Origin of the sequence: Pseudomonas sp. Kh14, from assembly GCF_900291005.1 — a bacterium.
In the GTDB taxonomy this organism is placed as follows: Bacteria; Pseudomonadota; Gammaproteobacteria; order Pseudomonadales; family Pseudomonadaceae; genus Aquipseudomonas; species Aquipseudomonas alloputida.
The window spans coordinates 147466-169873 of the sequence record NZ_OLKJ01000029.1 but is presented as its reverse complement, the minus strand read 5'-3'; the positions used below and the strand labels follow the sequence as shown (position 1 = coordinate 169873).

At 59.6% G+C, this 22408-nt stretch carries 22 protein-coding genes; 11 read left to right on the top strand and 11 right to left on the bottom strand.

Annotated elements, in window-relative coordinates; translation table 11 throughout:
- The first annotated feature begins 286 nt into the window (after positions 1-286).
- Positions 287-2965, top strand: coding sequence for an AAA family ATPase (locus tag FQ668_RS15575; RefSeq protein ID WP_256677204.1), 2679 nt, complete (start codon positions 287-289; stop codon positions 2963-2965).
- A gap of 1355 nt (positions 2966-4320) precedes the next feature.
- Here FQ668_RS15575 and FQ668_RS29025 read toward each other — a convergent pair.
- From FQ668_RS29025 to FQ668_RS15540, 5 genes are all read right to left on the bottom strand, one after another.
- Positions 4321-4629, bottom strand: a complete 309-nt coding sequence (locus FQ668_RS29025) for a hypothetical protein (protein WP_019437128.1) — start codon at positions 4627-4629, stop codon at positions 4321-4323.
- A gap of 1382 nt (positions 4630-6011) precedes the next feature.
- Positions 6012-6443, bottom strand: coding sequence for a YeeE/YedE family protein (locus FQ668_RS15555; protein WP_019438572.1), 432 nt, complete (start codon positions 6441-6443; stop codon positions 6012-6014).
- Position 6444: 1 nt separating this feature from the next.
- The gene (locus tag FQ668_RS15550) at positions 6445-6882 is read right to left on the bottom strand and encodes a YeeE/YedE family protein (RefSeq protein ID WP_019438573.1); all 438 of its coding nucleotides are present in this window, start codon (positions 6880-6882) and stop codon (positions 6445-6447) included.
- Between the two features lie 50 nt (positions 6883-6932).
- Entirely contained in the window at positions 6933-7190 is a 258-nt protein-coding gene (locus tag FQ668_RS15545) for a hypothetical protein (protein WP_070383939.1), read from the bottom strand.
- Between the two features lie 48 nt (positions 7191-7238).
- Positions 7239-7493 (bottom strand): hypothetical protein, encoded by a 255-nt coding sequence (locus FQ668_RS15540; RefSeq protein ID WP_026031943.1) that lies wholly within the window; start codon positions 7491-7493, stop codon positions 7239-7241.
- A 178-nt stretch (positions 7494-7671) separates the two neighbouring features.
- On the opposite strand from FQ668_RS15540, the gene FQ668_RS15535 reads away from it, so the two are divergent.
- Positions 7672-8097, top strand: a complete 426-nt coding sequence (locus FQ668_RS15535) for a potassium channel family protein (RefSeq protein ID WP_019438576.1) — start codon at positions 7672-7674, stop codon at positions 8095-8097.
- 59 nt (positions 8098-8156) lie between these two features.
- On the opposite strand, the gene FQ668_RS15530 is transcribed toward FQ668_RS15535, so the two are convergent.
- From FQ668_RS15530 to FQ668_RS15520, 3 genes are all read right to left on the bottom strand, one after another.
- Entirely contained in the window at positions 8157-8801 is a 645-nt protein-coding gene (locus FQ668_RS15530) for a hypothetical protein (protein WP_023389566.1), read from the bottom strand.
- A gap of 74 nt (positions 8802-8875) precedes the next feature.
- Positions 8876-10243 carry an MBL fold metallo-hydrolase RNA specificity domain-containing protein gene (locus FQ668_RS15525; protein ID WP_144180406.1) on the bottom strand — a complete coding sequence of 456 codons (1368 nt, stop codon included), beginning with the start codon at positions 10241-10243 and terminating at the stop codon, positions 8876-8878.
- Positions 10234-11160: a universal stress protein gene (locus FQ668_RS15520; RefSeq protein ID WP_144180404.1), complete on the bottom strand. Its 927-nt coding sequence runs from the start codon at positions 11158-11160 to the stop codon at positions 10234-10236. The genes FQ668_RS15525 and FQ668_RS15520 overlap by 10 nt, the downstream gene beginning before the upstream one ends.
- Before the next feature lie 182 nt (positions 11161-11342).
- Here FQ668_RS15520 and FQ668_RS15515 point away from each other — a divergent pair, with 182 nt between their 5' ends.
- Positions 11343-11891 (top strand): GNAT family N-acetyltransferase, encoded by a 549-nt coding sequence (locus tag FQ668_RS15515; protein WP_014590934.1) that lies wholly within the window; start codon positions 11343-11345, stop codon positions 11889-11891.
- Positions 11892-11919: 28 nt separating this feature from the next.
- On the opposite strand, the gene FQ668_RS15510 is transcribed toward FQ668_RS15515, so the two are convergent.
- The gene (locus tag FQ668_RS15510; protein WP_014590935.1) at positions 11920-12846 is read right to left on the bottom strand and encodes a universal stress protein; all 927 of its coding nucleotides are present in this window, start codon (positions 12844-12846) and stop codon (positions 11920-11922) included.
- A gap of 288 nt (positions 12847-13134) precedes the next feature.
- Here FQ668_RS15510 and FQ668_RS29020 point away from each other — a divergent pair, with 288 nt between their 5' ends.
- Complete coding sequence (locus tag FQ668_RS29020) at positions 13135-13383, top strand: hypothetical protein (protein WP_223279059.1); 249 nt, start codon at positions 13135-13137, stop codon at positions 13381-13383.
- Positions 13384-13385: 2 nt separating this feature from the next.
- Positions 13386-14207 carry a Crp/Fnr family transcriptional regulator FnrC gene (fnrC, locus tag FQ668_RS15500; protein ID WP_019438582.1) on the top strand — a complete coding sequence of 274 codons (822 nt, stop codon included), beginning with the start codon at positions 13386-13388 and terminating at the stop codon, positions 14205-14207.
- A 35-nt stretch (positions 14208-14242) separates the two neighbouring features.
- Here the strand turns inward: fnrC and paaX are convergent, their stop codons facing one another.
- Together paaX and paaY are read right to left on the bottom strand one after the other, a co-directional pair.
- Positions 14243-15166 (bottom strand): phenylacetic acid degradation operon negative regulatory protein PaaX, encoded by a 924-nt coding sequence (gene paaX, locus FQ668_RS15495; RefSeq protein ID WP_076403081.1) that lies wholly within the window; start codon positions 15164-15166, stop codon positions 14243-14245.
- Between the two features lie 77 nt (positions 15167-15243).
- Positions 15244-15843 carry a phenylacetic acid degradation protein PaaY gene (gene paaY, locus FQ668_RS15490; RefSeq protein WP_019438583.1) on the bottom strand — a complete coding sequence of 200 codons (600 nt, stop codon included), beginning with the start codon at positions 15841-15843 and terminating at the stop codon, positions 15244-15246.
- A gap of 346 nt (positions 15844-16189) precedes the next feature.
- On the opposite strand from paaY, the gene paaF reads away from it, so the two are divergent.
- The 6 genes from paaF to paaK all read left to right on the top strand — a co-directional run bounded on the left by paaF (position 16190) and on the right by paaK (position 22396).
- Positions 16190-16963, top strand: coding sequence for a 2,3-dehydroadipyl-CoA hydratase PaaF (gene paaF / locus FQ668_RS15485; RefSeq protein ID WP_019438584.1), 774 nt, complete (start codon positions 16190-16192; stop codon positions 16961-16963).
- A 34-nt stretch (positions 16964-16997) separates the two neighbouring features.
- Complete coding sequence (gene paaG / locus FQ668_RS15480) at positions 16998-17789, top strand: 2-(1,2-epoxy-1,2-dihydrophenyl)acetyl-CoA isomerase PaaG (RefSeq protein ID WP_014590940.1); 792 nt, start codon at positions 16998-17000, stop codon at positions 17787-17789.
- Positions 17790-17791: 2 nt separating this feature from the next.
- Complete coding sequence (gene paaH / locus FQ668_RS15475; protein ID WP_014590941.1) at positions 17792-19309, top strand: 3-hydroxyacyl-CoA dehydrogenase PaaH; 1518 nt, start codon at positions 17792-17794, stop codon at positions 19307-19309.
- On the top strand, positions 19302-19742 hold the full coding sequence (gene paaI / locus FQ668_RS15470) for a hydroxyphenylacetyl-CoA thioesterase PaaI (protein WP_014590942.1): 441 nt from the start codon (positions 19302-19304) through the stop codon (positions 19740-19742). The genes paaH and paaI overlap by 8 nt, the downstream gene beginning before the upstream one ends.
- Positions 19735-20955 (top strand): 3-oxoadipyl-CoA thiolase, encoded by a 1221-nt coding sequence (gene pcaF / locus FQ668_RS15465; protein ID WP_076403077.1) that lies wholly within the window; start codon positions 19735-19737, stop codon positions 20953-20955. The genes paaI and pcaF overlap by 8 nt, the downstream gene beginning before the upstream one ends.
- Positions 20956-21076: 121 nt before the next feature.
- A complete protein-coding gene (gene paaK, locus FQ668_RS15460; RefSeq protein ID WP_026031946.1) occupies positions 21077-22396 on the top strand; it encodes a phenylacetate--CoA ligase PaaK in 1320 nt (439 codons plus the stop codon).
- The last annotated feature ends 12 nt before the right edge of the window (positions 22397-22408 follow it).

The following is a 22408-nucleotide window of genomic DNA, read 5'->3' as shown; positions in this document are numbered from 1 at the left end:
ATGGGTGCTGGAGGCTCGAACTGCGTTCTGATGCAGCACTATTTGTCCTGAGTATACAGGCCCCCAAACCGCACTTGGGATCAATATCTCTGTATCTGGAGGTGTGAGTCAGGTTGGGTGCGTGCCTGTTTTGTACGAGACTGCCCAAAGTTTTTCCGAGGCCCGGCTCATCCAAAGCGCTCGGTAATGGCTTCCTGATGCCAGTCCGGTTACGCTGATGTGTAACAGGGAGGAGGCGCAATGAGTCAGTACCTTTTACCAGCGGGTCGCTGCTCGTTTCAAGAAAGTGCTCGATAAAAGGCCTGAATTGGATCGGACACCCCCCTCGGGCTTGGGGGCGTTGGATTACCTGCGCGTCAGGAATTTCCGGGGCTTTGGCGAGTTTGGTGCCGACGACAAAGGCACGTTCATTCGATTCAGTAAGCTGAAAAATATTTTCTACGCACCCAATGGCGGCGGTAAATCATCGCTCTGTGAAGCCATCGAAATTTGCACCACTGGGGACATCAAGGAAGCCGCTAGGCGCAAGACCAAGCTCAAGCAGTACATTGCGCGAGGGGAAACCAAGCCCCAGCTCGCTCTCCTGGGAACGAATAAGCTCAAAATTGCGCCCAGTATCAGTTGGTCGAGCTGCTTTATTGATCGCAATCGCCTTCAGGAGTTTTCGCTCTTGGGCTCCAAAGACACAGGCAGTGGCGAAAGTGATGTGTTGGCGACCTTGTTCGGCCTGGAAGAGCTTCAGGAAGTCATTTCTCGTTTCGTTCGCCCTGACAGCTTTACGCTCAAGGCATTCATGCGTGCCGACCAGGCCGAGGCCCTGACGAACCTTGAACGCGCTAGAACAGAACTTGGCCAACTGCGTAGCAAGCACAGGACAGATCTGTACGCTGCGATTTCGCAGACCTGCCAACTCTTGGGGTTGAGGGCCGATCAAGATTACGAAATTCGTCCAAAGGTGCAGCGGCTGCGCAAGACGATAGACATGCACATCCGTGGGGCCGAGCGACTGCGAGCAGCCAAAGCACCGGTGGTCATTCCCATCAAGCATGTTGCACGTGCATCTGCCATCGCCAGGCGGTTGCTCAGCCGCAAGAAGCAGGTCGAAACACTGTTTCTGCAAATGGCCAGTGACGTTAACTATCGCGCTGTTTTTGAAGCCTTGGAAGCGTTGGAAGCCGCCGAACAGCCGTCTGAGCAGACCTGTCCCGCCTGTTTGACCCCACTTGACCAAGTCACAGTGAACCCGTTTGAAAGGGCTCGTGATCAGATCAAGGCGCTCGAAGCTCTGGAGGCCCTGAAGCAATCCAAACTGAAAAATGACGCTCAGGTTGTCCTCTGGGCTTCAAGGATCGCGACTGGGGTCAATGCCGTGAAGGCCAATGCCTATGCCGATGTACCCTGCCCAATGGCGATGGACGCATTGGAAGCGGTGCTCATCGAGTTCCATACGGCGACCGACCGCGCGACAGTGGCGGGGTCTGTCCTCAATGCTTTCATCGCGCTCTGCGCTGACAGTACAGTCCAGATCGAGGCCTATCTGCGTGCCTGCGAGCGCAAGCAACGGGAGGTTGATCAGGCGGAGGTTCAAGCGGCTCGTCTGGATGCGCTCATCGAACACCTCAAGCAGGTCGATGAGTCGCTGAAACGACAGTTTGACCTCAAAACCCAGGCGCTAACCGGGTTCACGGACGCCAATAACAGGATGCTTGCGCTGATAGGGCAGAGAACGGCTTTGCTCAATGACTCGGTGGATAACAGCCATTTCAACCAGTTGCTCAAGGATCTTGAGGCTGAATACCGAACGCTCTACGGCGACCTGTTGGACTACAAGCTGGAGCTTGAAAAGGCGCGCATTACAGGGATCGAAGCCAAGGCTGCCGAGTACTACCGAGCGATCAATAACCACGACGATGACCATGAGCAGATAGAGACGCTGGCCTTTGAAAAGTTTACGGAGAGCTACCGGATCAAGATCACCAACGTGAACGGATCCCTGCTGGATGCGTTTGCTGTGCTCAGCGAAGGGCATCTGAGGGCGCTGGGCTTGTCGATTCTCTTGGCGATGGCTGAGAAAAACAATTTTCCGCTCATCGTTTTTGATGACGTCGTCAACGCGATCGATACGGATCACCGATCCAATATCATCGACTTGTTTTTCAATGATGACTACCTGCGCCGGATCCAGATGGTGGTGACGACCCACGATCGCCTCTTCTGGGAGCGCTTCTGCATCATCGCTGATCGCCATCCTCAATCCGACCAGCATGCAAACCATGTGCTCAGCTATACGAACAAAGGCATCGTGGTCATTGATCATGCAGGCGGTTTTCAGAGAAAGGTGCACGTGGCGCTGTCGGTCTACGACGTTCGGCAAGCATTGCTGTATTGCCGGATCTGGTTCGAGTCCATGGTGCTAGAGTTCTGCATTGAAAACGGCGTTCAGGTGACCGCGAATTTCAACAAATCGCAGCTAAAGAAGAGTATGTACCTGCAGGTGAGCCTGGAGCACACCTTCAAGCTGGTGGAGCCCTTCATTGACTACGACCTTTCGCATTTCAATTTCATCAAGAATGACTTGGTGAACTGGAGTGGCCAAAACCAGGAGCACCACGCCTTTGATGAAGGAAGCCTGAACTTTGTGCACTCCAAGACAAGTGGTGAGGTCCTTAAAATCTACGATGCCATCCGCTTTCTGGAATGCCAGCTCTTCATGGACAAAAAGAGAGAGTCAGGAGAAAGGTACCTTGCAGAGGTGAATGAAAAAATCGAGAAGGGCCGCAGGAAATTGGTAGGACTCGCCAAGGCTCCGGAAGAGGTGCAGCAAGAACATCAGGCCGGATTAAAGGCGCTGGAAAAGCGCGCCATTGAGCTCACCCAAGAGCTCCAGTTCATTGAGCGCTGCGTAGTGAGCGTTGCTGACCGCGAGCGAGCCAGGGATCTGCCAGTTGAGTTGCCGCCTACCTAGCCGTGTTGCACGCCACCGTCTGGATGGTTGTTCGAATGATCAGTTTGAATCGCCCTGCGTTTTGTAGATACCTCGTTGCCCTAAAACTGAGACCGAGTACGAAGAGCCCTGAGCAATCCGCGTCTGGCTGAATACACAACAGCGATAAAAGGGTGAATACGAGGGAACGTCTTACGAGAGTTCAGTGCAACACAGCAGAAAGGCAAAAGCCCGGTCGTTACCGGGCTTTGCAGATCTATCCCAGCTTCACCCAGCTCGTGTTTGAGGCCTGAACCGATTTCAATAACCGAGAGACGCCGTCCACAAGGATTGACGAATAATGGTCCACATTCGCTACCAAAGCTCAGGTCTACGCTGGCCGACCTTTTTAGCCATGGGTAGCCATAGGGTGTAGTACTTCTCATGATCAGCGCTTTCAATGAACTCAAAATCCGTAACGTCTAGTGAATGAAATTAGATCGACCTCGGCGCGAGCTCGAATCCTAAGTGAAGAATTATATTTAGCTGGAACTCCTCCCAAGAATCAGATGAAAGGTCTCGTTCAATGCGCTTAAGGAGTCGAATCTCTTCATTAAGGGCTAGGCCGGACTGGGATAAGAATATCCGCTCATAAGGATCAACGCGGTTTGTCTTTATCTCTTTAAGTGCGAGATATGTTTCTTTGTCGAAGCCTAATATTCCTCGACCAAGCGCACATCTATAGAAGGTTCTAAAAAAGATGATGCTTTCGCGAGATTTTGTCCATGTACTTACTATCGTGACCACTTCTTGCCTTGTCCAAGGAAATTTGCATGAGATCTCGCTTTCAGCGTACTTTGGCTGATCAGTGGTGCGAGTTCGAATCGCAACCAGAGCCGGGCCCTCGAACACGTAGGCCGGAGGAGAGGAGGAGGGTGATGCCTGTTCGCGATCGGCTGATTTAGTCACGACGAACCTTCTTAACTGTCAAGTCGGCCCCAAGCGGCCGAGGCACGCTGTGCGTTATGGCGGTTCGCAGACTCGGCTAGATAACGACTTGCATAACGACGTGGCATCGCCGAGGTCTCAGTCCAACCGCAGACTCGCCGGAGTTCGTCCGTGGCGCGCTCCAGGTCGTGCCCACGCTGCTCGACCAGGTAAGCCAAGAAACGGTCGGCGAAGGTGTGGCGAAAGTCATGCGCAGAAAGAGTAGGCAACAAACCCGGATGCGCCAGTTCAATCGTCAGAAAGAGTCGATCGAGAACGTTAGATAATGCGCGAATTCCGCAGCGCCCGGGCGAATCAGTGTGCGAATGATCTGGAGTTGCGTATCCGTCAGGCTGCGGTAACGAGCGTGGTCCTGCCGAGCGTTGATGATATGGCTCTCAAAGCGTCGCTCAATGACGTCGGCGACATCTGCAAATGCCACTTTGGAGCCAGATGGCGTAACCGTCCAGTAGCGCCAGAATCGCCTCGAAGTGGCAGGCAACGATGGCCTCATCGATATCTAGGTTTCGACTTTCGGCATAGCTGTAGAAAGCCTGAATCGCGCGTAGATGAGCCGCAGCAGTGCTATATGCGCGGTGTCTGAGCTTGAGTTGGACGTAGATGAACGGAATGAGTTTGGGCAACGGCGCTGCGTTACCAGCTTGCACGAGCAGCGGTACACGCTGACCTGAAGAGAAACGGCACTGAATCAGCTTCATTGTCAGTCACCTCATTCAAGGACTTGCCATGAACACGAAGGACATGGCCCGTTGAGAGAGTGGACGCCAGAAGCGGGTTTGTCGAATCAGTGTCTTACAAGGCTCATGAACATTTCTGACATGGCAACTGGTTTAACATAATATGCATTATGAGCACCTGCGTATGAAGGTACCGTGCCGTGGGCCGGCAGCTCCTGCCTGCACCTCAGCGATGTAATCCAAGACAAACGGTTCCGGAGAACCTTGCACCTTGTAATAGTCAACCACGCTGGCCAGCGTCCACCGCAGTAACCTCATCAGCACCGGATCGGAAAATTTCCAGCTGCTCGACTCGTATGGATACCGGCTGTTGGTGAAAACGTCGCGATATCTCTCGAAGGAATCTTCCAGGCTGTTCAGGGCCAAGCTGCTACGAATCGCTTCGGGCATCGCATGGAACAACGTCAACAGATCGTGCTTATCAGGGGTTTTACGGCTGGTTTGTCAACGCTTTGCAGATGCTGATGAGCCGCAGCAGTCCTCGGAAGTAATTCTTAGGACGTTTTCGGAACTAATCCAGGAACTGCGGTGTTTTCCCTCCGAGTTCAAAAATTACTTCCAGCCAGCGGGCCGTTCGTGTGACCGTCGCTCACGTGCTGGCGCTTTTTCCTCCTGTTTCATGAGTTAGTTTCTGTTACCGCTGTATCCACCATCTGCTGTCCAAGCCGGCACAATGCTGAACCGAGTCCGCACATGCGAAAATTCACTGTCCACGACTACGTTCGTACCACCAGTAATCGATTTCGCCAGTGCATTGGTCTTTTGAGGTCGCAAGCAGATGACTAGAACCTCGGGGGTGCTGCGGAATGTGGGGAGCATGCTTTGGGCTGGCTGTGAGGCTTTAAGCATGTCTTCACCCACGGAGGGATCTCATGAGCGCTAGATTTGATGGTGGACAGCTCCGTTAATTGGCATCAGAGCGTTGTGCTCTCCGATGGGCGCGTTTCACAGTGAAATGCCGGTTTGGAGGCCTATCTATGGGGGTTGTAAATCACTTTTTTACGTGTAAACCACTGTAGTTAACACGTAAAAAAGTGATTTACAGTGTGAATTTTTACGTCGCCATGGCCACCAGCTACTTGTTGTCGTACGGGTTGTATTTTGAACGGTGCAGTATGGCGTGCTAACGTAGCTCTGCAGATTAGCCCCCACGCCTCGTGGCAGATTCTGTAGGTCTGTACTGCGCACCAGGGGGTTGGTTGTCAGGTACTTCGCTAAGATGATCGATCACTTGAGGGAGTAAGCTAACCTCCTCCAGCCTCTTTTCTCCTCATGTGGTTATAACTCCACTAAATATTCATTTAGTAGAGTTGCACTCAGTAAGTGCCTGGTTTTGTGTATCGTCAAACCCTGCCCTGACGACTGCGAAAACTTTCCGCAACATTGAATAACCCCATACCGACGAGCATCGCGATCACGAACAGCCAGGCTTGCCAGTACCCCCCGGCGAGCAACACCAGCGCCGGCCCCGGACAAACGCCGGCAAGCCCCCAGCCTATGCCAAAGACGAGGCTCCCGCCGACAAGTCGACGGTCGATGTCACGCCTGGCAGGCAGCTGTACCTTACCTCCCAGCACAGCCGTGGTGTGACGCCGCGCCCAGGTCATAGGCAACAGTGCGACACCTATCGCGCCCACCATGACCAGTGCAAGCGACGGGTCCCACTGCCCGGCAATGTCGAGAAAACCTAACACCTTGGCGGGGTTTGCCATGCCGGATAGCAGTATCCCCATGCCGAATAGCAACCCTGCAATGAAGCCACTGATCCGCTTCATTTCACGCTCCTGAAAAAAGATGCCTGACCACGAAGACCATGGCAAAGCCGGCGGCCATGAAGCACAGAGTCGCCACTGCCGAACGGGGCGACAGGCGTGACAGGCCACAAACGCCATGGCCACTGGTGCAGCCACCGCCATAGCGAGTACCGAGACCTACCAGAACTCCCGCGACTATAAGCAGCCAAGGCGCCATACTGAAGTGAACCGGAGGCATTGCCGAGAACAGTTGCCATGAAAGTGGCGCGGCAATGAGTCCCAACAAGAAGCACACTTTTTCACCCCGCCCTTCCCCGCCACTTTGCAGCAGAGAGCCGAGCAAACCGCTAATGCCCGCGATGCGCCCGTTCGCAACGGCGAACAGCCCGGCGGCCACACCGATCAGTGCCCCGCCTGCCAATGCCGACCACGGCGTGAAGGCAGCCATATCAACAAACATCTCAGCACTCCATTGTCGAATTAGAGACAAAAACAGATTCCATCTTAACGCTAGCTGAAGGCTTCCAACGCACGGCCGGTGGCCAGCATGAACGCAACCAGCGCGGCGACCAGCATCTCCTCGAGGACCAAGGCTGCGCCTATCGACAACAGGGCTATCAGATCGATGCCCGCCTCCCCCCTGGCCAGGCGTCTGGCCATTTCCACCACCAGTACCAGTGCCATGACGGCGCCGCCAGTCGCCCAGGCCAGCGTCGCCCAAGCGGGTTGTGGCGCCAGGTAGGCCAAGCCGCCAGTCAGCAAAGCCAACACACACCAACAACAGGCTAGAGTCCGACCATCACTGTGCCATGGCGGCTACTTGGGTCTGGACTGCTGCAACAGTTGTTGAACCTGATCCTGAGCCTGGGTCGCCCTACGCAGTGCCTCGTTGGCAGTCTGCTCTACCAGATCGATGCGGTAGCACACCTGATCGGCACGCAACCGCGCAGTGGCAGCATTGTCCTCTGCTGACGCCAGGCGCGCATCGTATTCTTCGGTGTGCCAAGGGCTGCAGCCTGACCCCGTCGCCAGTAACAGGCTCGTCCACCCCAAAAGCAGATAGCGTTGCATGTCCATACCCTCGTGCGTGCCAAGTCACCCTGAGTATCGGTAGCGCCGCCTGCAGCAGCCTGACATTTGTCAATCGCGCGCTGAGTTCCCACCGTTGCTGCCGCAGGCCAATGAGCTACCATCCATGCGTTGGTCGACAACTTGAAATGAACCGCCCATCAGGGCAAGAGTGCAGGCGATGCTCATTGTCACGCTGATCAACATGCTGGTCGTGATCCTGGTGGTTATCATTCACTACGAATGCTTGCTGCGCCTGAATGACTGGCTACCCCGCCTGAAGCTCTGGAGCCGGTTTCGCATCGTGGCGGGTGTGTTTGGCGCACTGCTGGCCCATGCCATTGAGGTCTGGTGCTTTGCCCTGGTGTATTACCTGATGGCCCATGCCGACGGCTGGGGCACACTCAGCGGCAATTTCGACGGGAGTTTCCTGGACTGCGTGTACTTTTCCTTCACCACCTATACCACCATCGGTTTCGGCGACATCACCCCTAGCGGGCACCTGAAATACCTGACTGGCCTGCAGGCATTGACCGGCCTGGTGCTGATCACCTGGACCGCTTCGTTTCTCTTCCTGGAAATGCAGAAGTACTGGAAAGCCAAATAGCGGCGGTTCAGTCGTCTGGCTGCGGCGTCCAGTGCCAGGGCACCGACAGGCGGGCCGGTTCAAGGCGCGGTTGCCTGGGGCTCCTCGGGCAGCAGGTCGAACTGTTCAAGACAGCGCTGCTCATCATCGGCGGTGAGGACCTTCAAGCCGCTCACTTCCTGCATGGGGGTTTCGAACAAGGCCATGCGCAGCACCCCGTTGCGCTCCATGAAGGTCTGCGCCAGGCACGTGCACACCGGTTTGCCGACAAGCGCGGTGAGTTTTTCATCTTCGGGTATATCCACTTGAGCCTGCAGGTTGGCCTCGCAGTTCGCTACGATCTGCGTCACTGAGTGCCCTGCCAACCACAAGGTGCCTGTGCCCAGCAGGGCCAGGCACAACAGCACCACCAGCAGGATGTTCGATTCCCGAGCCACTGAGCGAAGGAACGCCAGTCTAGCCTGCCAGCCTGTCTCCTGGCCGTTGAAAATGGCTTTGCCAACGGTGCGCTTCACGCCCCGCTGCACCGCCCAGCCTAGCGCCACGCTCAAGGTCAGCAAGGCCAGCATCACGGCCGGATTGTGCATGGGCAGGCGCCAGGTCGGGCTCAGCCCGCGGTAGGCCGATGCGGCGAGGAGTAACACAAGGATCGCTACGATCCACCCCAGGCTGCCCTTGGGGCGATGCAACCACGCTCTGAGTTTCGCCCTGGCTTGTGTGTTCATGAATACCTCCCGTGCCAGCCTAGGCTCTGTATGGAAAGCCTTGATACTCGGTGATGTTGCGTTGAAAACAGCCTCTAGCGAACAGGGTCGATGGCAACCGTTTCCTGATATTCAGGTACGCACACCTGCCAGCCGAGTTCGAGGCTGATCCGCCGCCGCAAGGTGTCGGCAGCGTGTGGCTCGCCATGAATCACATAGGTCTGACGGGGTGGCCGGGTGAACCCGCGCAACCATTCCATGATTTCATCGGCATCGGCGTGCGCAGAAAGATTCTCCATCGCGTGTACCTGTGCACGGATGGGCACATCCTCGCCGTGCAACCGCACACTGTGGGCGCCCGCGACGATATCGGCACCCCGCGTCCCCCCGGCTTGAAAGCCGGAGAACAGAATGCTGTTGCGCGGGTTTGGGGCCAGTGCCTTCAGATGGTGAAGCACCCGTCCCCCGGTCGCCATGCCACTGGCGGCGATGATCACTGCGGGCTCGCGCAGCTGGTCCAGGTGCCTGGACTCATCGACCGTCCGGATGATGTGCGTGCCTCTGCACATCGCGGCGCACTCGGCTGCGGTCAGCCGATGTTCACTGCGGTACTGCTGGTACAAGACGGTGGCGTCGGTGGCCATCGGACTGTTCAGGTAGATCGGGATATCAGGGATCAGCCGGTCGCGCTTGAGCGTGTACAGGTAATACATGAGCAATTGCGCGCGGCCGACGGCGAACGAGGGTACGAGGGTAATGCCATGGCCCAGGAGCGTTTCGTTGATGACCTTGGCCAGGTACTGCTCGGTCGATTCGGCGGAATGCTGGCGATCCCCATAGGTAGACTCGATCAACAGCACGTCCGCCGTCCTGACCAGTTCAGGCGCACGCATGATCGGATCCTGAGGGCGGCCGAGATCCCCCGAAAACAGCACGGTCTGCCCTTCGGCGCTGATCTGGACCGTGGCCGCTCCCAGAATATGCCCGGCGGTACGCAACAGTAACTCCATGCCCTCGGCGATCATGGTCACCTGGTGTAACGCTACGGGGCGAAAGAGTGCCAGGGCACGTTTGGCATCCTGCTCAGTATAGAGCGGTTGCGCCGGCGCATGCTTGGAGTAACCGTGGCGATTGGCATGTTCTGCCTGCTCTTCCTGCAGCCGCGCACTGTCGAGCAAGAGGATTTCCGCCAAGGCGCAAGTCGCCGGCGTGGCGTAGATCGGCCCGCGGTAGCCTTCCCGAACCAGCACTGGTAAATAACCACTGTGGTCAAGATGGGCGTGAGTGAGCACCACCGCATCAAGCGCCCGCAACGCCGGGGGCAGTGGCTGCCAGTTGCGCAGGCGCAGTTGCTTGAAACCCTGGAAGAGTCCGCAGTCGACCAATACCCGCGTGCTGTCACGGCTCAACAGGAATTTACTGCCGGTCACGGTGCCGGTGCCGCCAAGAAAAGTCAGTTGCATGGCCAAGGCTCCCAACTTTCGGCTATTTGGGAATGAACGGCGATCACGCTGCACGGTGGGTGGCTGACGATACGTTCGGTGGTGTCACCCAGCAGTTTGTCCAGGCCCTTGGGCTGTACCACGCCCATCACCACCGTGTCGATGTCCAGGGCCGCGACCTGTTCACGGATCACCTGCACCGGGCCTCCTTCCATGAAATGTCGGCGGTCAGGCGCGACGCCTTCGGCATCGGCCAGCGCTTCGAAAGGTTCCTGCAGTGCCTCGCGCATCTCGTCGATCCACGCCTGGGTGACATTCATGTCCGAGGCAAATATCCCTGCCAGGTTGTAGGCCGATAGCAGATGCAGGTGCGCGTCACACTGCAACGCCAGCGCCTGGGCAGCACGAACCAGACCACGATTGAAGCACGCCTGGACGGCAGGCGTCTCACTGAACGCCGTATCCACTGCGACCAGCACACGCCGCGGCAATGAGATGGCCCCTGCTGGCACGAAATGGCTGACGCCTTTGAAACCTCGCATCAGCGCACAATCCAGTGGGGTGCCGAACACGCGCACCAGGGGTGACGCGGCTTCGTTGTCCTTGATGACCATATCGGGCTGCAGTTCACTGATGTAATCGAGCGCCTGGCTGCGGATATCCTCCGCATTCAGGCTGTCGACCGTCAGCGTTATACCGCTGCCGCGATGCCGCTCGCCCAATCCCGTCAACTGAACGCGATAGTGCTCGTACTGGCGCTTGATATCGGCCTCGTTCAGCCGCTCTTCGCGCAGAAGGTGTTCCTCGCTCGGCTCGAACAGGCCCAGCACATGCACGCTGGCGCCGCTGACTTGCGCCAAGGCAAGGGCTCGGCGCAAAGCGGCGGAATGCGGTTGCACCTCGGTCAGCAGCACCAGCAATTGTCGATATTGCCCCATGGTGAACCTCCGCGCTTTCGTGAATGGGTGTAATGCTGACGATATTCCGCGCGAAGGATCGCTGCTGCTTGATGCAGATCAGAAAACCGCTACCCAGCCTGAACTTGATGATTGTCAGAACCGAACCGGCCCGCCACGTTAAAACAGCTGCACCAGATACTGATCAGGCAACGGGAGGCGTCATGAACGGGCAGCAGAGAGCACAGCCACAGACCTGCGAACACTGGGTCGAAAACCTCGAGGACGGTTCGGCGGTGCTGATCCGCCCACTGCGCGAGGAGGACCGCGAACGGGACAAGCGTTTTCTGAGCACAATCGCATATAAATCACGGCGCTTTCGCTTCATTGCAGGACTCAGCGGTGGCTTGCCTAGCTTGGACACGCAAGACATGCCCGTGGACTATCACCAGCGCATGGCCTATGTCGCCTTGGTTCATGTAGATGGTCAATTGCAACAAATCGGCGTCAGCCGCTATGCAGGTATACCTGGCAGTCAGCGGTGCGAATGTGCAGTGGCGGTCAGCGAAGACTGGCAGCGCAAGGGGTTGGGCAAGCACCTGATGCAACACCTGATTGTAGCCGCACGACGCAATGGCTTTCAGTGCATGGTCTCCAGGGACCTGGCCAGCAACTATGCGATGCACCGGCTGGTCAAGGCACTGGGCTTCACCTCACGCTACCCGGGCGGCGATGTGACCGAGATCCTGCACGAACTTGACCTGCGGCTTTGAAAAACAAGGCCCTTGCGGGCCTTGTGCTTCAGCCTTTGGAGCGCTCTGGAGAAATCACCAGCACACTGCTGGACAACCGATGCATAACGCGCTCGGCAGTACTGCCGATGAACCAGCCGATGCCACGGTGGTGATAACTACCCATGACCAATACGTCGATATCATTGTTATCCATGAACATCGCCAGGGCCTTAGCCGGGTCGCCGATACGCATATGGCGGTGTTCGACGGCGATCCCGTTGCGTTCGGCAAGCGCCTGGAAGGCAGCGCTCTGAACGTCGTGCAAGGTCTGGGCCTGGTTCGAATCGAACAGGAACGAATGCTCCCGGCTGCCGCTGGCGTCCAGGTACATGGAACCCAAGTCGTAGGTGTACAGCAACTCGATCTGGGCATTGCACTGCAATGTCAGCTTCAGCGCTTCGCTGATGATCTGGTCGTTGAAACCTTCAAACTGATCCTCAGGCCTGGACAGGTCCACCGCCGCCAGAATCCTGCGTGGCAACGCATGGCTGGCCTTGTGTACCAAGTGCAAGGGTATTCGCGTTTCGCGCAGCAACTGGATATCCAGCGAGGTGAACATTGCGCGCATCCACCAAGGCTCATGCTCGAGCTCTTTGATCAGCATCGCAAACGGTTGCTCACGCAAGTGTATCAGGATCTCATCCAAGGGCTGCTGCACCCACACCACCTCGGTTGTGACGGTGACACCATTGCGCCGCATCGGCAACGCCTGGGTTTCCAGCCATTCACGGTGCTGCTGCACGTAACCGTCGCGCATCACTGCGAGCGCCTGGTCATTCACCAAGCCCGCCGTAGCCAGCCCTTCCACGTAGTCGAAAGCCACAATGTGCAGCGCCATCCCCTTGGCCTTGGCCAGCGCAGCAGCCCGGTCATAGACCGGGGTTCGGCGCATCAGGGGGGAGGCGATCAGCAGCAGTCTTTGCGGAGTTTCCATGGCACACCTCTGAGGTTGCGATACGTAGGTAAAGCATCTGCCACCTACGTGTTGCGAACTTGATGTTTATCAACTGGAGGCACCTACCGACCAATGGCATTGCCCATGGCGCAAGAAGTTGACGCGGATCAATACCTCGGGTCTTCCCCGGCGCACCCTGTACCCAGATCACCGCAACTTCAGGCCCCGCAGGCGTCCCATGGCGACCCCGCCCTGAGTTTCACCTGCGCTGCCGGCAGGGACGCCTTCATTCTGCATTGTCGACCGATACATGCTTTGGAGGCCCTGATGAACGTCTACGTCGAGAAGAACACAGGGCAGGGACGCTGTTGGGTACACATGGATGACTGGCGAGTGGGTTTCAGTACGGCTGCCGAAGCCGAGCGGTTTGTCGAACGGCTTACAAGCCGCCTCAAAGCCCCCCACTCGCGTGACATGCTGGCTGATTGGTCGCCCTATACCGGGGTGACCGTCGGGCTCGGTGCGCGTAATGGCGCAGGGGCCCAAGGCGGCCTGAAAAATGCGAAGGAGGCCTGAAAATGCCTGGCCAGCTTAAGGTCACCCTGCTCGACTCACCCAACGCATTGTCCAAGGCAAACCCGATTCACCTGAAACCGCTGGCGAACCACTGCATGGGTTGCCGGGTAAGCGGCCTGTGCCTCCCCACTGGTCTGCCGGTTGACGACAACAGCTGCCTGGGCGCGTTGATAGGCCCACGCATGCGCATTCGCAAGGGCGCTGCGCTGTTCAATGCCAACGATCCGCTGACCATGCTCTATGCCGTACGTTGCGGCAGTTTCAAGACCAGCCTGAACACCGCCGAGGGGCAAGGCGTGGTGATCAACTTCTGGATGCCGGGCGATGTACTCGGCCTCGATGCCATTGCCACAGAGCACCATGTCTGTGACGCCATTGCCCTGGAAGACAGCGAAGTCTGCCCCGTCCCCTATCGCCGCTTGCAAACCTTGGCGCGTGAGTTTCCAGACCTGCAGCAAAGCCTGAATCGCCTGATGAGCCGGGAGATCGTGCGTGAGCACGGGCGCGTGCTGATGCTGTGCAACCTCACAGCAGAACAGCGGCTGGCCAGCTTCCTGGTGGGGCTCTCCAGGCGCTTCGTCAGCCGCGGTTACTCTGCCCATGGCTTCATGTTGCGCATGTCTCGTGAAGACATGGCTTCGTACCTGGGGTTACGCCTGGAAACCGTGTGCCGATCCGTCGCCCGTCTGCGCGCGCTGGGTATCGTCGACCTGCATGGCAGGTTGGTAGAAATTCTCGATATGCCAGCACTCATGGCACTGGAACAAGGTGGCGGGGAATGTGAGGTCAAAGTCCCCCTGAAAGCACCCTGCTCGACGCCGTGAATGTTGGCCGCGGCGCTGTGAGGCGAGCGCGCCCCTCAAGCCAACCCGCCAAAACGCTTGTAAAAACTCTCGCTCACGTCCGGCAATGGGCCATCTGCTGTCTCCAGCGCTGCATTCAACCATTCTTCGGCTTTGGCAAACACCAGTCGGTAGAGGTTACGGCACAACTGTCGCGCAGCCCTTCCCTCCCAGTCCCCTGGTAGCAGCTCATCGGGCAGTTGCGGATCGCGAAGCAGCAGGCGGCGGTACTCGTGAATCAGCAGCGTGCGCGCCAGGAAGCAATCTTGAGCATCCAGCAACGGCTGCTCTTTCAAACCTTGCCAAAGCGGCCTGAACAGCTGGATAAACTCGCTGTATTGCTGCCCGAGTTCGTCGATACGCCAGCTTTCCCGCACTTGGGCGCGCATCGCCTTGGACGCGAGTACCTCTTGGGTGTGGGTTTCGAAGACGATACTGTCGTCGCCGGCCTCAAGGTCACGCAAAGTGGCCACCAGGTCGGCACGGTCTGCCCGGGGGCAACCCAGCAGGTTCGGCGCCATGACACCAAACCCCTGCCACTCCAGCTCTTCACGCACCGCCTTGCGTTTACCCACCTCGAGTTGCGACAGCAACACCAGCGTCCAGGCCCCGTCCCAGGCTGGCTGGCTCGGGCTATAGACGCGCTTGAAGGCTTTTTCGAAACGCCGACGGCCAGTGCCTGTCAGGCTGTAGTAACTGCGTCGGCCAACCTTTTCTGCAGTGAGCCAACCTTCTTTGGTCAGGCGAAAGATCGACGTGCGAATCAGCCGTTCATTGATACCGATCGGTTCCAGCAGGTTGATCAGGCTACCGAGCCAGACTGTACCGCCGTGCGGCTCGATGGCATCGCCGTACAACGTGATGATCAGGGAACTGGCGCGGATCGGCGTCTGCTCCTGAAAGCGGGTGATCAAGTGGTTCAGTGGGGCGAGATTGCTCATGGGCGAACTGTGCGCGGATAAAGCACCGACTATACCTGTGCGGTGGGCCGCCTGGCCATTGCGTGTCGCTGCCAGGCTCATGCGCTCGCCTGGCCCTTGGGCCTGACCCCGGTGTCTTCCATACGCGGGCGTCCCGGCTCTGCCTCGGCCAACGGTGGGCATTCGACCATGCTGTTCATGCAGCGCTGCGCCAGGTGCTGGTACTCCGCCGTCCCGCGCTGTTTCCAGGCCAGCTCCTGATCGGTCAGTGGGCGTTTGACCTGGGCTGGCGACCCCATCACCAGGCTCTGCGCCGCGCATTCGAAGCCAGCTTTGACGAAGGCTGTGGCCGCGACGATGCTGCGTGGTGCTACATGGGCGCCATCCATCACCACGGCGTTCATGCCGATCAATGAATCTTCGCCCACGCGACAGCCGTGCAGCACGGCGCCATGGCCGACATGCCCGTTACGTTCCACTACGGTGTCGCCCCCCGGGAAACCATGCATCACGCAGGTGTCCTGCAAGTTGGCGCCCTCCTCCAGCACGATGCGGCCGAAATCGCCCCTGAGCGATGCCAGCGGGCCAATGTAGCAGCGGGGGCCGACGATGACGTCGCCGATCAGGACTGCGCTGGGGTGCACGTAGGCTGTCGGGTGAACCACAGGCGTCAGGCCGTCCAGTTGATAGCAAGGCATGGCAACACTCTTGAAATGATTTTAAATGTCAGTCGATCTTGTATCAGAATCTATTTGGTCGTCAATCGTGTATCACTTGGTTTGAGTTCATGCTGCAGGGCAAAAAATACCTCTTATTGCTAGAAAAAGCCTAGGTTAAACGATTCCTCTGCCAGCATCGCACTGGAGCTGTGATCACAGAAAAACAAAAAAGGGATACGCAAATACAATTTTGACCTTGCATAAATGTATCGCATAGAGCATATACTCGTCTCACCTGGTCGTGATCCCGCATTACGCCCCTGCAAACAATTCCAAAAAATGCCGGCCACGCGATGTGCCGTGCGTGCAGCCAGAGGAACCCGAGATGCCGCGATTTATCGATGTGCAGGCGCCCGAACATGGCGTTCAGCTCATTACCCTGCAACGGCCCGAGGCCTTGAATGCCCTGTGCACCGAGCTACTGGCAGAACTGGCTGCTGCGCTGCAGGCTGCCGGGAACGACGAGCATGTCCGTGCCACAGTGATTACCGGCAGCGCCAAGGCATTCGCCGCAGGCGCCGACATCCGCGAAATGGCTGATCGCGACCTGGTCGGCATCCTCAATGACCCGCGCGTAGCGCATTGGCAAAGCATCGCCGCATTCGCCAAACCGCTGATTGCTGCAGTCAACGGCTATGCCCTGGGTGGCGGTTGCGAACTGGCAATGTGCGCCGACATCGTCATCGCCAGTACCGACGCTCGTTTCGGCCAGCCGGAAATCAACCTTGGCATCATCCCCGGTGCTGGCGGCACCCAGCGCCTGTTACGTGCCGTCGGTAAGCCGTTGGCCATGCAGATGGTGCTGACGGGGGAAGCCATCACTGCCCTCCGCGCCCAGCAGGCCGGCCTGGTCAGCGAAATCACCCAGCCCGAACTCACCGTAGAACGCGCCATGCAGGTTGCTCGCAGCATCGCCGCCAAAGCGCCGCTGGCTGTGCGCCTGGCCAAGGAGGCGTTACTGAAGGCCGGTGATACCGACCTGGCCAGCGGCCTGCGCTTCGAGCGCCATGCCTTCACCCTGCTGGCGGGCACCGCCGACCGCGATGAAGGCATCCGCGCCTTCCAGGAAAAGCGCCAGGCCCGCTTCCAAGGGCGCTGAACTTCATTCTCTCGACTGACGGAGCGAGTCTGTCATGACTTTCCAGCACATCCTGTTTTCCATCGAGGACGGCGTTGCCTTCCTTTCATTGAACCGCCCCGAGCAGCTGAACAGCTTCAATACGGCCATGCACCTGGAGGTGCGCGAAGCGCTCAGGCAAGTGCGCCAGAGCAGTGACGCGCGGGTGTTGCTGCTGACGGCTGAAGGCCGCGGCTTCTGCGCCGGCCAGGACCTGTCTGACCGCAACGTTGCCCCAGGCGCCGAAATGCCAGACCTGGGCCAATCGATCGACAAGTTCTACAACCCGCTGGTACGTACCCTGCGCGACCTGCCTTTGCCGGTGATCTGTGCGGTCAACGGCGTGGCGGCCGGTGCCGGTGCCAACATTCCCTTGGCCTGCGACCTGGTGCTGGCCGCCCGCTCGGCCAGTTTCATCCAGGCCTTCTGCAAGATCGGCCTGGTGCCGGACTCCGGCGGTACCTGGCTGCTGCCGCGCTTGGTCGGCATGGCCCGGGCCAAGGCGCTGGCCATGCTGGGCGAGCGCCTTGGCGCCGAACAGGCCGAGCAATGGGGGCTGATCCACCGCGTGGTGGATGATGCGGCGCTGCGTGATGAAGCCCTCACCCTCGCCCGCCAGCTCGCCGCCCAGCCCACCTACGGCCTGGCACTGATCAAGCGCAGCCTCAACGCCAGTTTCGACAACGGTTTTGAGGCGCAGCTGGAGCTGGAGCGCGACCTGCAGCGCCTGGCCGGGCGCAGCGAGGACTACCGCGAAGGCGTAAGCGCCTTCATGAACAAACGCACGCCAGCCTTCAAGGGGCGCTGAACATGGGCGCACTCGCAAGCAATGTGCAGGTGGCGGTGATCGGTGCCGGTGCCATGGGCGCCGGTATCGCCCAGGTCGCGGCCCAGGCCGGCCACCCCGTCAAGCTCTACGACAACCGCCCGGGTGCTGCCGCCCAGGCGGTGACGGGTATCGATCGCCACCTGGCCCGGCTGGTGGACAAAGGAAAGTTGCTGGCCGCTGAACGCGAAGCGATCAATGCCCGCCTGTGCCCCGTCGATACACTCGAAGCCTTGGCTGATGCCGGCCTGGTCATTGAAGCCATCGTCGAAAACCTGCAGGTGAAGCAAGCGTTGTTCAGTCAGCTCGAAACCCTGTGCGCAGCCGACTGTATCCTTGCCAGCAACACTTCGTCACTGTCCATCACCAGCCTCGCGGCAGGCCTTGAACGCCCGCAGCACGTGGTCGGTATGCACTTCTTCAACCCGGCACCGCTGATGGCGCTGGTCGAGGTGGTGTCGGGCCTGGCAACCGACCCGGCAGTGGCCGCACGCATCTACGCCACGGCCCAGGTCTGGGGCAAGCAGCCGGTCCATGCGCGCTCTACACCCGGTTTCATCGTCAACCGGGTAGCGCGGCCGTTCTATGCCGAAAGCCTGCGCCTGCTACAGGAAGGTGCCGCCGACTGCGCCAGCCTGGATGCGCTGATGCGTGACGCGGGTGGCTTCCGCATGGGGGCGTTCGAGCTGACCGACCTGATTGGCCATGACGTCAATTACGCTGTTACCTGTTCCGTATTCGATGCTTTCTATGGCGATTTCCGCTTCCAGCCTTCGCTGGTGCAGAAGGAACTGGTGGACGCCGGCCGCCTGGGTCGCAAGACCGGCCAAGGCTTCTATCGCTATGCCGAAGGCGTCGAGCGCCCGCAGCCGGCCGAACTGCACAGCTCCGCCTGCGCAGAGGCCTGCGTTGTCGAGGGCAACCTGGGGGTGATGCAGCCGCTGGTCGAGCGCCTGCGCCAAAGCGGCATTGCCGTGACCCAGCGCGCCGGTAGTGGCCTGATCCAGGTGGGCGACGCCACCCTGGCCCTGTCCGACGGCCGGCTGGCCAGCCAACGTGCCCGTGAGGACGGGCTGCGCAACCTGGTGCTGCTCGACCTTGCGCTGGACTACAGCAGCGCCACCCGCCTTGCCATCAGCTGGTCCGCCGATACCACTGACAGCGCCCGCGACCAAGCCGTAGCCCTGCTGCAGCGTGCCGGCCTGAAAGTGACCGGTGTCGCCGACCTGCCCGGCCTGGTGGTACTGCGCACCGTGGCAATGCTTGCCAACGAGGCCGCCGATGCGGTGCTCCAGGGCGTCGGCAGTGCCGCCGACATCGACCTGGCCATGCGCGCCGGCGTCAACTACCCCCGTGGCCCGCTGGCCTGGGCCGCAGACATCGGCCTTGCCCACACCCTGGCCGTGCTCGACAACCTGCAGCGCAGCTATGGCGAAAGCCGCTACCGCCCTTCCCTGTTGTTGCGCCGCTGTGAAGCCAAAGGAGGCACCCTGCATGACTGAAGTGGAACTGGCACAAGCCTGTGCCGACGCCATGTACGCCCGCGACCCGGCCACCCAGGGCCTGGGCATTACCCTGCTGGATGCCGGCCCAGGTCGGGCCAGCCTGCGCATGCCGGTGCGTGCCGACATGATCCAGGGGCATGGCACCTGCCATGGCGGTTTCCTGTTCGCGTTGGCCGATTCGGCGTTCGCCTTCGCCTGCAATAGCTACGACCAGGCCACGGTGGCGCTGGGTTGCAGCATCGACTACCTGGCCCCGGCGCTGCGCGATGACGTGCTCACCGCCCACGCCAGCGAAGTCAGCCGCAAAGGCCGCACCGGCCTGTATGACGTGCGCATCGACAACCAGCGCGGTGAATTGGTGGCGATGTTCCATGGCAAATCCTACAAAGTGCGCGGCACCGTGCTGGCGCAGGAGACGCAAGATGAATGAACCGACCCACGCCGATGCCTTGATCATCGACGCCGTGCGCACCCCCATTGGCCGCTATGCCGGGGCCCTGAGCAGCGTGCGCGCCGACGACCTGGCGGCCATCCCGCTCAAAGCCTTGATCCAGCGCCACCCCGAACTGGACTGGAAGGCCATTGATGACGTCATCTTCGGCTGCGCCAACCAGGCCGGCGAGGACAACCGCAACGTGGCTCACATGGCGAGCCTGCTGGCCGGGCTGCCGGTCGAAGTACCAGGGACCACGATCAACCGCCTGTGCGGTTCCGGCCTGGATGCCATCGGCAATGCGGCACGTGCCCTGCGTTGTGGTGAAGCAGGGCTCATGCTGGCCGGTGGTGTGGAGTCCATGTCGCGTGCGCCGTTTGTGATGGGTAAGTCGGAGCAGGCATTCGGGCGTGCGGCCGAGCTGTTCGACACCACCATCGGCTGGCGTTTCGTCAACCCGCTGATGAAGGCCGCCTACGGCATCGATTCGATGCCGGAAACCGCCGAAAACGTGGCCGAGCAGTTCGGCATCTCCCGCGCCGACCAGGATGCCTTTGCCCTGCGCAGCCAGCACAAGGCCGCAGCCGCTCAGGCCCGCGGCCGCCTGGCGAGGGAAATCGTGTCGGTCGAAATCCCGCAACGCAAAGGCCCTGCCAAAGTGGTCGAGCATGACGAGCACCCGCGCGGCGACACCACGCTGGAGCAGCTGGCTCGGCTCGGGACGCCGTTTCGTGAAGGCGGCAGCGTAACGGCGGGTAATGCCTCCGGCGTGAATGACGGCGCTTGCGCCCTACTGCTGGCCAGCAGCGCCGCGGCCCGCCGCCATGGCCTGAAGGCGCGCGGCCGCATCGTCGGCATGGCTGTGGCCGGGGTGGAGCCCAGGCTGATGGGCATTGGTCCGGTGCCTGCGACCCGCAAGGTGCTGGCGCTCACCGGCCTGGCGCTGGATGACATGGATGTCATCGAACTTAACGAGGCCTTTGCCGCCCAGGGGCTGGCCGTGTTGCGCGAGCTGGGCCTGGCCGACGACGACCCGCGAGTTAACCGCAACGGCGGCGCCATCGCCCTGGGCCATCCCTTGGGCATGAGCGGTGCCCGGTTGGTGACCACTGCCTTGCACGAGCTTGAAGAAACGGCCGGCCGCTACGCCCTGTGCACCATGTGCATTGGCGTAGGCCAAGGCATCGCCATGATCATCGAGCGCCTCTGAGCGGTTCAGACCCTGCGCTTGTTACCGAACTGAACGCAGCCGTATATGCTGCCTCCATGACACTCACCGCGTGGCCTGCAACCGCTGGCGCGCGGCGTACAAGAACAATTCGAGTGAAGCCATGAACATGTACCATGATGCCGATCGTGCCCTGCTGGACCCGATGGAAACCGCCAGCGTCGATGCCCTGCGCCAGCACCAGCTGGAGCGTCTGCGCTGGAGCCTGAAGCACGCCTACGACAATGTGCCGTTGTACCGCCAGCGCTTTGCCGAGTACGGCACCCACCCTGATGACCTCAAGTGCCTGGAAGACCTGGCGAAGTTCCCCTTCACCGGCAAGAACGACCTGCGCGACAACTACCCCTACGGCATGTTTGCCGTGCCCCAGGAAGAAGTGGTGCGCCTGCATGCCTCCAGTGGCACCACCGGCAAGCCGACGGTGGTCGGCTACACCCAGAACGATATCGACACCTGGGCCAATGTGGTTGCCCGTTCCATTCGTGCGGCCGGCGGGCGCAAAGGTGACAAGGTGCATGTGTCCTACGGCTACGGGCTGTTCACCGGCGGGCTCGGCGCGCACTACGGTGCCGAACGCCTGGGCTGCACCGTGATCCCCATGTCCGGTGGCCAGACCGAAAAGCAGGTGCAGCTGATTCGCGACTTCCAGCCCGACATCATCATGGTCACCCCGTCCTACATGCTCAACCTGGCTGATGAAATCGAGCGCCAGGGCATCGACCCGCACGACCTCAAGCTGCGCCTGGGCATTTTTGGTGCCGAGCCGTGGACCGACGAGCTGCGCCGTTCAATTGAGCAGCGTCTGGGCATCAATGCCCTCGATATCTACGGCCTTTCGGAGATCATGGGGCCCGGGGTGGCAATGGAGTGCATAGAGACCAAGGACGGCCCGACCATCTGGGAAGACCACTTTTATCCCGAGATCATCGACCCTGCTACCGGTGAAGTGCTGCCGGATGGCCAACTGGGCGAGCTGGTATTCACCTCGCTCAGCAAGGAGGCATTGCCGATGGTGCGCTACCGCACCCGCGACCTCACCCGGCTGCTGCCGGGCACCGCTCGGCCGATGCGGCGGATCGGCAAGATCACCGGCCGCAGTGATGACATGCTGATCATTCGCGGGGTCAATGTGTTCCCGACTCAGATCGAGGAGCAGGTCCTAAAAATAAAACAGCTTTCTGAGCTATATGAGATTCATCTGTATCGCAATGGAAATCTGGACAGTGTCCAGGTGCACGTGGAGCTGCGCGCAGAGTGCCAGTACCTTGACGAAGGTCAGCGCAAGCTGGTTGTCGGGGAGTTGAGCAAACAGATCAAGACCTACATCGGCATCAGCACCCAGGTGCACCTGCAGCCCTGCGGCACGCTCAAGCGCTCAGAGGGCAAGGCTTGCCACGTGTTCGACAAACGGTTGGCCAGCTGACCCATTCGGCTG

Bases quoted from the DNA above. Each gene is read 5' to 3' on its own strand.
- FQ668_RS29025 (WP_019437128.1), bottom strand. From the start codon at position 4,629: ATGAAGCTGATTCAGTGCCGTTTCTCTTCAGGTCAGCGTGTACCGCTG.
- FQ668_RS15555 (WP_019438572.1), bottom strand. From the start codon at position 6,443: ATGAAGCGGATCAGTGGCTTCATTGCAGGGTTGCTATTCGGCATGGGG.
- FQ668_RS15550 (WP_019438573.1), bottom strand. From the start codon at position 6,882: ATGTTTGTTGATATGGCTGCCTTCACGCCGTGGTCGGCATTGGCAGGC.
- FQ668_RS15540 (WP_026031943.1), bottom strand. From the start codon at position 7,493: ATGCAACGCTATCTGCTTTTGGGGTGGACGAGCCTGTTACTGGCGACG.
- FQ668_RS15535 (WP_019438576.1), top strand. From the start codon at position 7,672: ATGCTCATTGTCACGCTGATCAACATGCTGGTCGTGATCCTGGTGGTT.
- FQ668_RS15530 (WP_023389566.1), bottom strand. From the start codon at position 8,801: ATGAACACACAAGCCAGGGCGAAACTCAGAGCGTGGTTGCATCGCCCC.
- FQ668_RS15525 (WP_144180406.1), bottom strand. From the start codon at position 10,243: ATGCAACTGACTTTTCTTGGCGGCACCGGCACCGTGACCGGCAGTAAA.
- FQ668_RS15520 (WP_144180404.1), bottom strand. From the start codon at position 11,160: ATGGGGCAATATCGACAATTGCTGGTGCTGCTGACCGAGGTGCAACCG.
- FQ668_RS15515 (WP_014590934.1), top strand. From the start codon at position 11,343: ATGAACGGGCAGCAGAGAGCACAGCCACAGACCTGCGAACACTGGGTC.
- FQ668_RS15510 (WP_014590935.1), bottom strand. From the start codon at position 12,846: ATGGAAACTCCGCAAAGACTGCTGCTGATCGCCTCCCCCCTGATGCGC.
- FQ668_RS29020 (WP_223279059.1), top strand. From the start codon at position 13,135: ATGAACGTCTACGTCGAGAAGAACACAGGGCAGGGACGCTGTTGGGTA.
- fnrC (WP_019438582.1), top strand. From the start codon at position 13,386: ATGCCTGGCCAGCTTAAGGTCACCCTGCTCGACTCACCCAACGCATTG.
- paaX (WP_076403081.1), bottom strand. From the start codon at position 15,166: ATGAGCAATCTCGCCCCACTGAACCACTTGATCACCCGCTTTCAGGAG.
- paaY (WP_019438583.1), bottom strand. From the start codon at position 15,843: ATGCCTTGCTATCAACTGGACGGCCTGACGCCTGTGGTTCACCCGACA.
- paaF (WP_019438584.1), top strand. From the start codon at position 16,190: ATGCCGCGATTTATCGATGTGCAGGCGCCCGAACATGGCGTTCAGCTC.
- paaG (WP_014590940.1), top strand. From the start codon at position 16,998: ATGACTTTCCAGCACATCCTGTTTTCCATCGAGGACGGCGTTGCCTTC.
- paaH (WP_014590941.1), top strand. From the start codon at position 17,792: ATGGGCGCACTCGCAAGCAATGTGCAGGTGGCGGTGATCGGTGCCGGT.
- paaI (WP_014590942.1), top strand. From the start codon at position 19,302: ATGACTGAAGTGGAACTGGCACAAGCCTGTGCCGACGCCATGTACGCC.
- pcaF (WP_076403077.1), top strand. From the start codon at position 19,735: ATGAATGAACCGACCCACGCCGATGCCTTGATCATCGACGCCGTGCGC.
- paaK (WP_026031946.1), top strand. From the start codon at position 21,077: ATGAACATGTACCATGATGCCGATCGTGCCCTGCTGGACCCGATGGAA.